Annotated in this window: 12 protein-coding genes and 1 tRNA gene; 8 read left to right on the forward strand and 5 right to left on the reverse strand. The window is 70.0% G+C overall.

Going from position 1 to position 12,447, the window contains the following annotated elements; genetic code table 11:
• Positions 1 to 24 precede the first annotated feature (24 nt).
• The 3 genes from O7623_RS14150 to argS are packed head-to-tail and all read right to left on the reverse strand — an operon-like array spanning position 25 to position 4,464.
• Positions 25 to 1,329: a homoserine dehydrogenase gene (locus tag O7623_RS14150; protein ID WP_282229408.1), complete on the reverse strand. Its 1,305-nt coding sequence runs from the start codon at positions 1,327 to 1,329 to the stop codon at positions 25 to 27.
• Positions 1,330 to 1,365: 36 nt separating this feature from the next.
• The gene (gene lysA / locus O7623_RS14155) at positions 1,366 to 2,751 is read right to left on the reverse strand and encodes a diaminopimelate decarboxylase (protein WP_282229087.1); all 1,386 of its coding nucleotides are present in this window, start codon (positions 2,749 to 2,751) and stop codon (positions 1,366 to 1,368) included.
• 48 nt (positions 2,752 to 2,799) lie between these two features.
• A complete protein-coding gene (gene argS / locus O7623_RS14160; RefSeq protein ID WP_282229088.1) occupies positions 2,800 to 4,464 on the reverse strand; it encodes an arginine--tRNA ligase in 1,665 nt (554 codons plus the stop codon).
• Between the two features lie 103 nt (positions 4,465 to 4,567).
• Here argS and O7623_RS14165 point away from each other — a divergent pair, with 103 nt between their 5' ends.
• The 7 genes from O7623_RS14165 to O7623_RS14195 all read left to right on the forward strand — a co-directional run bounded on the left by O7623_RS14165 (position 4,568) and on the right by O7623_RS14195 (position 10,185).
• On the forward strand, positions 4,568 to 5,467 hold the full coding sequence (locus tag O7623_RS14165) for a DUF3105 domain-containing protein (RefSeq protein WP_282229089.1): 900 nt from the start codon (positions 4,568 to 4,570) through the stop codon (positions 5,465 to 5,467).
• Positions 5,468 to 5,484: 17 nt separating this feature from the next.
• Positions 5,485 to 6,192 carry a DUF305 domain-containing protein gene (locus O7623_RS14170; RefSeq protein WP_282229090.1) on the forward strand — a complete coding sequence of 236 codons (708 nt, stop codon included), beginning with the start codon at positions 5,485 to 5,487 and terminating at the stop codon, positions 6,190 to 6,192.
• 204 nt (positions 6,193 to 6,396) lie between these two features.
• Positions 6,397 to 7,092: a winged helix-turn-helix domain-containing protein gene (locus O7623_RS14175; RefSeq protein ID WP_348775146.1), complete on the forward strand. Its 696-nt coding sequence runs from the start codon at positions 6,397 to 6,399 to the stop codon at positions 7,090 to 7,092.
• A 76-nt stretch (positions 7,093 to 7,168) separates the two neighbouring features.
• Positions 7,169 to 7,240 (forward strand) — tRNA-Arg (locus O7623_RS14180).
• Between the two features lie 289 nt (positions 7,241 to 7,529).
• The gene (locus tag O7623_RS14185) at positions 7,530 to 8,312 is read left to right on the forward strand and encodes a GntR family transcriptional regulator (RefSeq protein WP_282229092.1); all 783 of its coding nucleotides are present in this window, start codon (positions 7,530 to 7,532) and stop codon (positions 8,310 to 8,312) included.
• A gap of 12 nt (positions 8,313 to 8,324) precedes the next feature.
• Positions 8,325 to 9,251, forward strand: a complete 927-nt coding sequence (locus O7623_RS14190) for a DMT family transporter (protein WP_282229093.1) — start codon at positions 8,325 to 8,327, stop codon at positions 9,249 to 9,251.
• On the forward strand, positions 9,238 to 10,185 hold the full coding sequence (locus O7623_RS14195) for a UTRA domain-containing protein (protein WP_282229094.1): 948 nt from the start codon (positions 9,238 to 9,240) through the stop codon (positions 10,183 to 10,185). The genes O7623_RS14190 and O7623_RS14195 overlap by 14 nt, the downstream gene beginning before the upstream one ends.
• Positions 10,186 to 10,545: 360 nt before the next feature.
• Here O7623_RS14195 and O7623_RS14200 read toward each other — a convergent pair whose 3' ends face one another.
• Complete coding sequence (locus O7623_RS14200) at positions 10,546 to 11,433, reverse strand: class I SAM-dependent methyltransferase (protein WP_282229095.1); 888 nt, start codon at positions 11,431 to 11,433, stop codon at positions 10,546 to 10,548.
• Between the two features lie 213 nt (positions 11,434 to 11,646).
• Here O7623_RS14200 and O7623_RS14205 point away from each other — a divergent pair, with 213 nt between their 5' ends.
• Entirely contained in the window at positions 11,647 to 12,096 is a 450-nt protein-coding gene (locus tag O7623_RS14205; RefSeq protein ID WP_282229096.1) for an SCP2 sterol-binding domain-containing protein, read from the forward strand.
• 35 nt (positions 12,097 to 12,131) lie between these two features.
• Here O7623_RS14205 and O7623_RS14210 read toward each other — a convergent pair whose 3' ends face one another.
• On the reverse strand, positions 12,132 to 12,398 hold the full coding sequence (locus O7623_RS14210; RefSeq protein ID WP_282229097.1) for a helix-turn-helix transcriptional regulator: 267 nt from the start codon (positions 12,396 to 12,398) through the stop codon (positions 12,132 to 12,134).
• Positions 12,399 to 12,447 lie beyond the last annotated feature (49 nt).

The raw sequence follows: 12,447 nt of genomic DNA on the forward strand, positions 1-12,447 counted from the left end.
TGGCCGGCACAGCGTACCGGCTGCTTACTGGCCGCCCTCGACCCGCAGCACGCTGGCGATGGACCGGACGATGTCCAGGCCGCGCAGCTCCTCGACGGTCGCGGCCAGCGCGGCGTCCGGAGCCCGGTGGGTGACGATCACCAGGCTGGCGTCGGCCTCCCGACCGGACTGGCGCACCGTGGCGATCGACACGTCGTGGCGGGCGAAGACCCCGGCGACGGCGGCCAGCACCCCGGCGCGGTCGGCCACGTCCAGGCTGATGTGGTAGCGGGTGACCGCCTCCCCCATCGGGCGGATCGGCAGATCGGCGTAGGCCGACTCGCTCGCCGCGCGTACCCCGGCGAGCCGGTTGCGGGCCACCGCGACGATGTCACCGAGCACGGCGCTGGCGGTCGGCGCCCCGCCGGCGCCCCGGCCGTAGAACATCAGCTGGCCGGCGGCGACCGCCTCGACGAAGACCGCGTTGAAGGCGTCGCCGACGCTGGCCAGCGGGTGGCTGCGCGGGATCATCGCCGGATGCACCCGGACGCTGACCGACTCGGTGCCGTCGGCACCCGGGCCCCGCTCGGCGATGCAGAGCAGCTTGATGGTGCAGCCCATCGCCTTGGCGCTGGCCATGTCGGCGGCGCTGACCTCGGTGATGCCCTCCCGGTGCACGTCGGCGGCGCCGACGCGGGTGTGGAAGGCCAGGGAGGCGAGGATGGCCGCCTTGGCGGCGGCGTCGAAGCCCTCGACGTCGGCGGTCGGGTCGGCTTCGGCGTACCCGAGGGCGGTCGCCTCCTCCAGCGCCTCGGTGAAGCTGGCGCCGGTGGCGTCCATTCCGGACAGGATGAAGTTGGTGGTGCCGTTGACGATGCCGGTGACCCGGGTGATCGAATCGCCGTGCAGGGATTCGCGCAGCGGGCGCAGCAGCGGGATGGCCCCGGCCACCGACGCCTCGTAGTACAGGTCGGCACCGCCGGCGGCGGCGGCGTCGTGCAGGGTCCCGCCGTCCTCGGCGAGCAGGGCCTTGTTCGCGGTGACCGCGCTCTTGCCGGCGCGCAGCGCCTCGACGAGCCAGGTACGGGCCGGTTCGATCCCGCCGACGACCTCCACCACCACGTCGACGTCGTCGCGCTTGACCAGCCCGAGCGCGTCGGTGGTGAACAACGCCGGGTCGACCGGCAGGTCGCCACGGGACCGGTTCGGCCGCCGTACGGCGATCCCGGCGATCTCGACCGGTGCCCCGATCCGGGCGGCGAGGTCGGCGGACTGCTCGTGCAGCAGCCGCACCACCTCGGCACCCACCGTGCCGCAACCCAGCAGCGCCAGCCGTACCGGCTTAACCATGCTCACCCCATACCTCGCGACCGCGCGCCACGCGCGCTATCCCACGTCCAGTGCCAGCAGATCGTCCTCGGTCTCCCGGCGGACGATCACCCGGGCCGCGCCGTCGCGGACCGCGATCACCGGCGGCCGGGGCACATGGTTGTAGTTGCTCGCCATGCTCCGGCAGTACGCCCCTGTGCCCGGCACCGCCAGAAGATCTCCCGGCTGCACGTCGGCGGGCAGGAATTCATCCTTCACTACGATGTCCCCGGACTCACAATGCTTTCCCACCACGCGGGCCAGGACCGGCGGCGCCGCCGAGGCCCGGGAGGCGAGAGTCGCCGAGTAGGAGGCGTCGTAGAGGGCGGTCCGGATGTTGTCGCTCATCCCGCCGTCGACGCTGACGTAGCTGCGGATGCCGTCGACGTCCTTGACCGTGCCGACCTGGTAGAGGGTGAACACCGCCGGGCCGACGATCGCCCGACCCGGCTCCACCGACAGGTGCGGCACGGCCAGCCGCAGTGCCTCGCACTCGCTGTCGACGATCTTGTTCATCCGCTTGGCCAGGTCGTGGGCGGGCGCCGGATCGTCCTGGGTGGTGTAGGCGATGCCGAACCCGCCGCCGAGGTCCAGCTCCGGCAGCTCCACGCCCCGGGCGTCGCGGATCTGTGCCTGCAACGCCAGCACCCGCCGGGCGGACACCTCGAACCCGCTGGCGTCGAAGATCTGCGAACCGATGTGCGAGTGCAGCCCCCGCAGCTCCAGCACACCCTCGTCGAGGATCCGGGCGGCCGCCTCGAAGGCCGCCCCGCCGGCCAGTGAGAAGCCGAACTTCTGGTCCTCGTGGGCGGTGGCGATGAACTCGTGGGTGTGCGCCTCCACCCCGACCGTCACCCGGACCAGCACCTTCGGCCGGACCTGCCGGTCACGGGCCAGCGCGGTCAGCCGGTCGATCTCGTCGAACGAGTCGACGATGATCCGGCCCACCCCGGCGTCCAGCGCCCGGGTCAGCTCGGCGACGCTCTTGTTGTTGCCGTGGAACCCGATCCGCTCCGGCGGCATCCCGGCCGACAACGCCACCGCCAGCTCACCGCCGGTGCAGACGTCCAGGTGCAGGCCCTCCTCGGCGATGATGCGCACCACCGCCCGGCACAGGAACGCCTTGCCGGCGTAGTAGACGTCCTGGCCGGCGAAGGCGGCCCGGAAGTCGCGGCAGCGGGCCCGCAGGTCCTCCTCGTCGAGCAGGTACGCCGGGGTGCCGTACTCGGCGGCCAGGTCCCGCACGTCCCGGCCGCCGACGGTGAGCGCCCCGGCGTCCGCGCGGGTCACCGTCCGCGGCCACAGCTGCGGCAGCAGGGAGTTGACGTCGTCCGGGGTACGCAGCCAGCCCGGCCCCCGGCTGCCGAGGTCACCGTGCAGGGCCCCGGCCTCGTGTGCGCGCACGGCACTACCGTCCTTCGTCGTTCATGGGTCTGGGTCCGTCGGCCCGGTTCACATCCGCTCGGGCGCGGAGACGCCGAGCAGGTCCAGGCCGTTGGCGATCACCGTACGGGTGGCGTCGTTGAGCCACAGCCGGGCCCGGTGCCGGTCGGTGATCTCCTCGTCGCCCAACGGCATGATCCGGCACTTGTCGTAGAACCGGTGGTACGCCCCGGCCAGCTCCTCCAGGTAGCGGGCGATCCGGTGCGGCTCGCGCAGCTCGGCGGCGGAGGCGACCACGGCGGGGAACTCGCCGATCGCCTTGAGCAGCTCGTTCTCCTTCTCGTGGTCGAGCAGCTCGGGGCGGAACGCCGCCGGGTCGCCCCGGTCCAGGCCGACGTCGGCGGCGTTACGGGCCACGCTGGCGGTCCGGGCGGCGACGTACTGGACGTAGAAGACCGGGTTGTCGTTCTTGGCCCGGGTCCACCGCTCCACGTCGATGTCGATCGGCGAGTCCGACGAGTAGCGGGCCAGCGCGTACCGGGCGGCGTCGACGCCGATCGCCTCGACCAGGTCCTCCAGGGTGACCACGGTGCCGGCCCGCTTGGACATCCGCACCGGCGCTCCCTCACGTACCAGGTTCACCATCTGCCCGATCAGGATCTCCAGCGTGACGTCCGGGTCGTCGCCGAAGCAGGCCGCCATCGCGCGGAGCCGCCCGATGTAGCCGTGGTGGTCGGCACCGAGCATCATCACGATCCGCTCGAAGCCGCGCTCCCGCTTGTCCAGGTAGTAGGCGCAGTCGGCGGCGAAGTAGGTCCACTCGCCGCTGGACTTGCGCAGCACCCGGTCCTTGTCGTCGCCGAAGTCGGTGGTGCGCAGCCAGACCGCGCCGTCGCGTTCGACGATGCGACCCTGCTCACGCAGCCGGGCCAGCGCGTGGTCCAGCTCACCCCGGGAGTGCAGGTCCTTCTCGTGGAAGAACGTGTCGAAGTGGGTGCCGAAGTCGGCCATCGACGATTTGATCTCGTCGAGCATCAGCGCGACACCTTCGACCCGGAACAGCTCCCGGGCGGCGTCGTCGTCGAGATCGCGTACCTGCGGGTGCTTGCCGACGATGACGCCGGCGATGTCGGCGATGTACGCCCCGGCGTAGCCGTCGGCCGGGGTCGGCTCACCGCGCGCGGCGGCCAGCAGCGAGTTGGCGAACCGGTCGATCTGCGCGCCGGCGTCGTTGACGTAGTACTCGGTGCCGACATCGGCCCCGGTGGCCCGCAGGATCCGGGCCAGCGAGTCACCGACGGCGGCCCACCGGCTGCCGCCGATGTGCACCGGGCCGGTCGGGTTGGCCGAGACGAACTCCAGGTTGAGCCGCTGCCCGGCGAGGTGGGTGCTGCGGCCGTACTCCCGACCGGCCAGGACCACGGTGCGGGCCAGCGCACCGGCGGCGGCCGAGTCGAGCCGGATGTTCAGAAACCCTGGTCCGGCGATCTCCACCGACGCGATCCCGTCGGCCTCGCTGAGCCGGGCGGCGAGCGCGGCGGCCAGCTCGCGCGGCGGCGTGCCGACCCGCTTGGCCAGCTGCAGCGCAAGGTTCGAGGCGTAGTCGCCGTGCTCCGGGTTGCGGGGACGCTCGACGGTGACCACGTCGGGAAGCAAAGATAGATCGAGGTCACGATCGACGAAGACCGACCGGGCCGCGGCGCGGACGATCTCAGCGAGATTGGCGGGAGTCACCAAAGCATGTTACCGGGGGTAGACTCGTGGACTTGGCGGCGACCCTTACCTGCTGGCTCCCGTCCAAGCCCCTTGACCGACCGACCTGACGAGGCACCACACCATGAGCATCAGCACCCAGGGTGGCGACAACAGCCGTCCGTCCGTGGTCAGCACCGGCAAGCCGTCGGCCGGCGGCAAGCCCAAGGCTGCGAACAAGGCCGGCGGCAGGCCGGCGACGGGCACATCGACCAGCGGCAAGGCCGGCGGCGCCAAGGCCGGTGCCGGCGCCGCGAAGGCCACGGCCGGGCGACCGGGCACGGCGGGCAAGGGCGGCAAAGGCCCCCGTAAGCCGGTCAAAGCGGTCAAGGTCTCCCAGGGCCGCAGCTGGGGTCCGATCGCGCTGATGGTCGCGGTCGGTGTGCTGGCCACCGGGATCATCGGGTACGGCGCCTGGGCGGTCTCCCAGGAGGCCCGCTCGTGGCAGGACCGCGCCTCGGACATCACCGGCCTGATCAACTACCGGGACTCCAACCCGGCGGTGCTGGAGCCGATGGAGGGCAAGCAGTCGCACGAGTGGGGCCCGCTGGAGTACGAGATCCAGCCGCCGGTCGGCAGCAGCCACAACCCCAACTGGCAGAACTGCATGGGCGACGTGTACACCGCGCCGATCGCCAGCGAGCACGCCGTACACAGCATGGAGCACGGCGCGGTCTGGGTGACCTACCGTGACGACCTGCCCGCCGACCAGGTCGAGACCCTGGCCAGCAAGGTACGCGGCAACGAGTACACGATGATGAGCCCGTACGAGGGCCTGGAGTCGCCGATCTCGCTGCAGGCCTGGGGCTACCAGCTGGCGGTCGACGACGCCAACGACCCGCGCGTCGACGAGTTCATTCGGGCGCTGCGCCAGAACGCCACCGTCGAGCCGCAGGCCACCTGCTCCGGCGGGATCACCGCCACCGGCACCACCCCGCGTGACCTGGGCCAGCAGGAGCAGGCCATGGACGGCGCCGGGTCGTGACCACGAGGACGGACCAGATGAGTGACACCGACCACGAGCCGGCGGCCGCGGCCGACGCCGGAGCGACCGGGCCGGTTGATCCGGACGCGCCCGACCCGGCGGCGGATGCGGCGTCGCCGCAGCGCCGTGGCCGGTTCGGCACCGCCTGGCTGGCCGCCGCCGTCGTGGTCGGTCTGCTCCTCGGGTACGCCGCCGGCCTGCTCACCCCGGGCCTGCTCCGCCCGGGTGACGACTCGCCGGAGGCCGGTTTCGCCCGGGACATGTCGACCCACCACGCGCAGGCGGTCGAGCTGTCGATGATCGCCCTGGAGCGCAGCGAGAACCCGGCGGTACGCACCCTGGCCAGCGACATCGCGCTGACCCAGCAGGGTCAGATCGGCGTCATGCAGACCTGGCTACGCCAGTGGGGGCTGGAGCCGACCGGCACCCAGCCCCGGATGGCCTGGATGCAGGTCAGCGGCGAGTGGGCGATCGTGGACGGGCTGATGCCCGGCATGGCCACCGACGCCCAGCGGGCCGAGTTACGCGAGGCCACCGGCGTGGAGGTCGACCGGCTCTATCTGTCGCTGATGCTCACCCACCACCTCGGCGGCATCCACATGGCGGACGGGGTCCTCGACCTGTCAGACGACGACAACGTGCGCTGGCTGGCCGAGTCGATGGTGAACGGGCAGCAGAAGGAGATCGAGCTGATTCGCACTCTCCAGTCCCAGGTAGGCGGCTGACGCCACCACACCACTGCAGCACACTCAGTGAGCGAGCCGCCCGCACCGGTCCATCCGGTGCGGGCGGCTCGCTGTCGTCGGCCGTGGACCGATGAAGCCTCACCTGCTATAACGTGATTTCCAACGATTTGCCGGACTCTACGGTCTCAGACGTTTTCTTGCTAGATATCGCTACCGTCCTGATACAGCCTCGTTGGTCCTGACGTGGGGGCAGTTCTTAGTGACACTCGGAAATCGATCACGAGCTGGTGCCGACGGCACACGCTCGGCGGTGACGGCGCGGTGGCGGCCCGCCGTCGCGGAACACGTACCGGTGACGCTGGCGGGCTGACACCGGATCAGGAACTCGAACTCATCGACATGCTGCGCGGGCGTTGGCCCGAGGAGCTCGACGTCGACGACGAACTGTGGAGCCGCCGTACCGTCGGCACGCTGATCGAACGCCGGTTCGGGCTGGCCCTTGGCCCGACGGACGTCGGCCACTACCTCGACGCCTGGGGGTTGGCGCCCCGGCGACCGACCGAGCGGGCCTGTGGGCTCTGCGTCGACGCGGTCAACGCCTGGATGGAACGGGTCTACCCGGAGGTGCTGCGGGCCGCCCGGGACCACCGTACCGATCTGTGGTGGTTGGGGCGTACCCGGCTGCATGGCACCACCCCGGCCGCCGACGTGCTGTCGGCCGCCTCGGTACGCGGCCAGATCCGGTTCATGATCCTCACGCCGTCGGTCGAGCCGCCGCTGCCACGCGAATTCCTGCTCCGGCTCTGTGGACCCGACCGGCGCGGCGCGCATCTCGTGGTGGACGGCTCCTGGGCCAGCTCCGAGCTGCCGCGCCGGCTGCCCCGCAGCATCGTCGCGCACCTGCTGCCGAGCTGCGCCCGGCCGGCCCGTGCCGCGTGACGGTCGGCGTCGGGACACGCCCTGATACCGATTCGGCAACCCGGGTAGGCGTTTGCTAGTCTTCGTGGGTCGCTGAGCCCCCGTAGCTCAGGGGATAGAGCACCGCCCTCCGGAGGCGGGGGCGCAGGTTCGAATCCTGCCGGGGGCACACTTGCTAAAGAACCCTTGACCTGCATGAAGGCCGCTGACCAGGGAAATCCTAGTCAGCGGCCTTCATCGTCTGTGCCGAAAACGTGCCGAAGTTCGGCACGGTCTCAGCCGTGGCCCAGCGCCCGTTCGACCCGTTCGTCGGAGGTGGGCTCGTAACAGACGAACGGCTCGATCAGCTGGCTTGAACCAGTTCTGAATGCACAGCGAACAGCCGCCCACTACTGGCTTGAGCCAGTCGGAGGTAGCGTGGAGCGTGTTGTTGACCCCCAGTGACAGGCAGGCCAGAAATGGACGAGCCGACCAGCACAGACAAGCGACCACCCAGCCGGCGGATAGCCGATGACCTGCGCCTGAGCATCCAAGCGGGCGAGTTGGCACCCGGTGGCAAGCTGCCATCGGAGCGGGACCTTGCCGCCCGCTACGGCACGGCACGCAACACCGCCAGGGAAGCGATCAGCATCCTGCAAGGGGAAGGCCTGGTCGTCGCGCAGCACGGGCGCGGCGTCTACGTCCGCCCCAACCGGCCCCTGATGCGCCTCGGCGCCAACCGCTACTCCCGCCAGCTCCGCAACGAGACGGGACTGTCGCCGTTCCGCATCGAGGTCACGAAACAAGGCCGCGTGCCTCGGACCGAATGCCGGTCGGTCACCCGCGACCAGCCCCCACCGGACGTCGCCGAACGCCTCGGCCTCGACGCGGACACCGCGACCGTCATCCGCCGGGAGAACTGGTACTTCGCCGATGACGAGCCGGTGCAGGTCGGCGTGACCTACATCCCCGTCGACGTCGCCGACGGATCGCCGCTGGCGACCGAGTGGACCCTCGGCGAGGGCAGCATCTACGCCAGGTTCGAAGAACTCGGCCACCAGATCACCCGCATCCGCGAAGAGATCTCGGCCCGGATGCCGTACCACGACGAGTCGACCGGGTTGTTGATGCCGCCCGGCGTACCGGTCATCGAGGTGCTGCACACAAGCTTCGACGAGCAGCACACCCCGTTCGAGGTCACCAGGTTCGTGATGCGCGGCGACCTCAACGGCCTGGACTACGACATACCCGTAGAGGACTGACGGGATCGCCTGATGAGTCGAGGCAGTCTCGTCCGGCTGGTGATGCTCGCGTTGCTCTGGGGCTCAGGATTCCTCTGGATCAAACTGGCGCTACGCGGCTTCACCCCGGTGCAGATCGTCCTTGTCCGCCTGGCCCTCGGTGCACTGGTGCTGATCCCCGTCGCCCTGCACCGAGGGCTGCGGTTCCCGACCGACCGGACAACCTGGGGGCATCTGTTCGTCGCGGCACTGGTCGCCAACGCCATCCCGTACACCCTGTTCGGCATCGGTGAGCAGACCGTTGACTCCGGTCTCGCCGGGGTCCTCAACGCCACCACGCCCCTGTGGACGGCGCTGATCGCTTTCGTCGTCGGAGCTGACCGCACGGCGACGTGGTCGCGGGGAGCGGGACTGGCCCTCGGCTTCGTCGGCGCAATGGTCATCTTCACCCCGTGGAAGTCGACCAGCGAGGTCGCCAGCTGGGGAGGGCTGGCGATCCTGGCAGCATCCGCCAGTTACGGAGTCTCCTACGTCTACATGGGCAAGTTCCTCACCAACCGGGGAATCCCGCCGATCATGCTCTCTGCCGCGCAGCTCGCTGCCGGAACGATCCTGATGACCCTGGCCCTGCCCCTCGGCGGACTGACCATGCCTGACCTCCGCGTCGACGCGGTGATCAGCCTGCTGATCCTGGGTGTCCTCGGCACCGGGGCCGCCTACGTGCTCAACTACCGGCTCATCACCGACGACGGACCTACCCTGGCATCCACGGTCACCTACCTGCTGCCGGTCGTCGCGGTGATCCTCGGGTTCCTGGTCGTTGACGAGCAGGTGACAGCCTCCATGATCCTCGGCATGCTCCTGGTCCTGGCGGGCGTCGCGCTGGTACAGCGCCGACCTCAACGGAGCAAGGTCTCCGATCCCCTGCCACTCGGAAGGAACCGAAATGGTCGTCGTTGACCCGGACTTCGTCCGACTGATGCGCAGACTCCGACAGGAACACGGGATGTCGTTCCGGGATTTGGCAAAGAAGGCTTACTTCTCGCGTTCGTACCTGTGTGAGGTGGAAAACGGCAAGAAGCCGCCCAGCCTGCACCTCGCCAAAGCGCTGGACGCCTGCCTCAACGCCGAAGGTCAGCTCACGCGACTCGTGACCACCGGTCCCGATGACCAGGAACCAGAATCCCGGTCCCGATCCGCAGCGACCGTGGACTGCCCGGACCGCGGCGTCGAAGCGTGGCGAACGCATCCGACATGGTCCGCGCAGATAGGCGGACCAGCGCTCGTCAACGAATCCCAATGGGCACAAGTCGCAACGATGCTCTACGACATCTTCGTCCGTAGCCGACCACCGCTCACGCGCCTGGGACCAGACCGGTACGCCGGCCTCTCCTTACGGCGGCAAGACCTGACACCGTTCGCCGCCGAGGCAGCCATGCAGGGACGCGCACCACGTGTCGAATGCCGCGCCGTATCCCGCCAGCAAGCGCCGCGCGACATAGCCGCCCTACTCTCCCTGAACCTGGGAGACGCAGTCGTTCTCCGCGAGAACCGTTACCTAGCCGACGACGAACCCGTCCAACTCGGCCACACCTACCTGCCCACGAGCGTCGTTGGCACGTCAACCCTCGCGACCGATCGTGACCTAGGGCCAGGCGGAACCTTCGCAGCCCTCAAACAGCTCGGATACCGGACAGCACGAATCAGAGAACAGGTCATCACCCGATTCCCGACCCGCGACGAGGCAGAGAAGCTGAAACTCCCGCCTGGCGTGCCCGTCATCGTGCTGCTACACGCCTCCTACGACAACGACGGCTTCCCATTCGAAGCAACCCGATACATCATGCGCTCCGACGCCATGAGATTTCAGTACCTGGCGACGGTCGCTGCCTGACCGCAAGCACACCCGGCACCACCGGCCGGCATGATGACATGTCCGCCCTGCTTCCTGTAAGCAATCGGCAAACGACTTCACATAGACCGACACCTTCTTCTTTCGGTCAGCCGATGACGACGGTTGGCGCTGATCAAACAGCGCCGGCGAGCAGGGGTCCGGCTCCTCAGTCGTACGTCCGTGCCGAAGTGGTGCCAAGGTCGGCGCGCTGGCGGTTCGCCGTGCACGGGCGCCCAGGTCACGAGGCTGGTGCCGACGGGGCACCTCCCGCCCTCCGAAGGCGGGGGCGCAGATTCGAATCCTGCCGGGTGCACACATTTCACCGTACGGCCGGAGCACGGCACGTCTCCTGTCCTGCTGTCAGGCCCGTTCGAGGACCAGCAGGCGGTACTCCAGCCAACGCCGCGACAGCCCGGTCTGCAACGCAGAGCCACCGATCATGTTGGCCCAGAAGGGCGTGCCGACCAGCCGGTCGCGCATCCGGGGCACGACTCCCGCCGCCCCCAGCACCACGTCGATCGCCCGGTCGCGGGGTCGTCCCAGCCGGACGTGCGCGGTGAGGTCCAGGTCCTCGACCAGCCGCAGACCAGCGGGTTCACCCATGGCGGCGAACTCCGCCACGGTGTGCAGGCTGCCGATCCGCCAGCCGGCGCGGAACTGCTCCAGGCAGCGTTCGCGGGCAGCGAGCCCACGGTCCTTGTCGGTCATCCAGTCGTCGCAGACGATCAGGCGACCGCCTGGACGCAGGCGCGCGGCCAGCGACGGGACCAGCTCCGGCAGCGACGGGGCGTGAACCATCGACTCGATCGCGACCATCGCGTGGTAGCGCGGCTCGGCGGGCAGCTGGGCGAAGTCGCCGCAGACGACCTGGCACCGGTCGGTCAGGCCCTCGGCCGCCAACCGCCGCCCGGCGATCTCTACCTGCACCTGGCTGATCGTCACGCCGGTCACCTGGGCGTCGATGGCGTGGGCCAGTCGGACAACCGTCGCACCCACTCCGCAGCCGAGGTCGAGCACCCGCCCCTCGCCCGCCGGTACGTGGCCGCTGAGGCGCTCGACCAGCAGGCGGTTGACCGCGTCGGCGGCCTCGGTGGTGTTGGTGACGCCCGGTAGCCACAGGCCACGGTGGATGGCGTCGTTGCTGGTGCTCTCGCCGAAGCGCAGGAATCGCCGGGTGTTGGCGTCGTAGTAGTCGGCCACCCGGGTGACGTGTTCTGCGGCGGCATTTCCGGGCGAATCAGAACCCATCGGCGCAACCTACCACGGGCCGCGCGGGCGGCGACGCGCCTGCCCGGGGCGGCACCACTGTGGCCGTAGGTGACCGTCGGTGCCGGGCACGATCGACCTCACGTACCGGTGGTGCGCACGGTGGGAGACCCGCGGCAGGTCCGGCACCGGAGACACTGGGGCGTGCAGGCCGGGTCAGCGGTGGCCGGGGCCGGGAACGTCGGGAGGTGACCGATGTCCATTCACGATGTGGATCCGGCGGTGGCGGATCCGGTGGAGTTCGCCCGGTTGGTGAAGCGGACCCCGGTGGAGGAGTTGCGGCAGGTGCTCGCCGGGCAACGGCGGGACGAGATCCTGCACGGGCTGCTGCGCCGGATGCCGGAGGCGTTACGCGCCGACGCCGCGCGCGGCACCGAGGCGGTGGTGCACTGGAGCATCGGCGGGCGCCCCGACGGCCGCTACGACGTCCATCAGATGGTGATCAGCGACGGCCGGTGTGTCCTGTCCGCGCAGCCGGATCAGCAGCCGAAGCTGACGCTCACCCTGGCCGCCGTCGACTTCGTCCATCTGGTGACCGGCAACGCGCGGGCCGTGATGCTCGTCATGAAGGGCAAGCTCAAGACGCGGGGCGACATCGGCCTGACCGCCAAGTTCCCGAACCTGTTCCAGGCGCCGAAGCCCTGAACCGCCCGGGCGCGGCGGTCGTCCGGCGCTGGCGGTCAGGACGCCCGTCGTACCGTTGCGGTGGACCGCCAGGCGGCGGCGAGATCGACCAGCGGTACGCCGAGGACCTCGCTGAGTGCGACGACGATGCCGAACGACGGGGCCGGCAGCCGGCCGGTTTCGATCTTGCGGAGCGTCTCGGGTGAGATGCCGGCCGCCAGTGCCACGTCGAACAAGCCGCGGTCGCCCCGCGCCGACCGTAGTGCGACACCGAGGCGGCGACCGGCCTCGATCTGTTCAGGCGTGAGTGGGCGGCGAACCATGACAGCACGGTAGGTCAGGGCCGCACAGGCGGCAACGTCGACACGACAT

This window comes from Solwaraspora sp. WMMD791, from assembly GCF_029581195.1.
In the GTDB taxonomy this organism is placed as follows: Bacteria; Actinomycetota; Actinomycetes; order Mycobacteriales; family Micromonosporaceae; genus Micromonospora_E.

Excerpts from the sequence above, each read along its gene's own strand:
- O7623_RS14150 (WP_282229408.1), bottom strand. The coding sequence starts at position 1,329 with ATGGTTAAGCCGGTACGGCTGGCGCTGCTGGGTTGCGGCACGGTGGGT.
- O7623_RS14165 (WP_282229089.1), top strand. The coding sequence starts at position 4,568 with ATGAGCATCAGCACCCAGGGTGGCGACAACAGCCGTCCGTCCGTGGTC.
- O7623_RS14170 (WP_282229090.1), top strand. The coding sequence starts at position 5,485 with ATGAGTGACACCGACCACGAGCCGGCGGCCGCGGCCGACGCCGGAGCG.
- O7623_RS14185 (WP_282229092.1), top strand. The coding sequence starts at position 7,530 with ATGGACGAGCCGACCAGCACAGACAAGCGACCACCCAGCCGGCGGATA.
- O7623_RS14190 (WP_282229093.1), top strand. The coding sequence starts at position 8,325 with ATGAGTCGAGGCAGTCTCGTCCGGCTGGTGATGCTCGCGTTGCTCTGG.
- O7623_RS14195 (WP_282229094.1), top strand. The coding sequence starts at position 9,238 with ATGGTCGTCGTTGACCCGGACTTCGTCCGACTGATGCGCAGACTCCGA.
- O7623_RS14200 (WP_282229095.1), bottom strand. The coding sequence starts at position 11,433 with ATGGGTTCTGATTCGCCCGGAAATGCCGCCGCAGAACACGTCACCCGG.
- O7623_RS14205 (WP_282229096.1), top strand. The coding sequence starts at position 11,647 with ATGTCCATTCACGATGTGGATCCGGCGGTGGCGGATCCGGTGGAGTTC.
- O7623_RS14210 (WP_282229097.1), bottom strand. The coding sequence starts at position 12,398 with ATGGTTCGCCGCCCACTCACGCCTGAACAGATCGAGGCCGGTCGCCGC.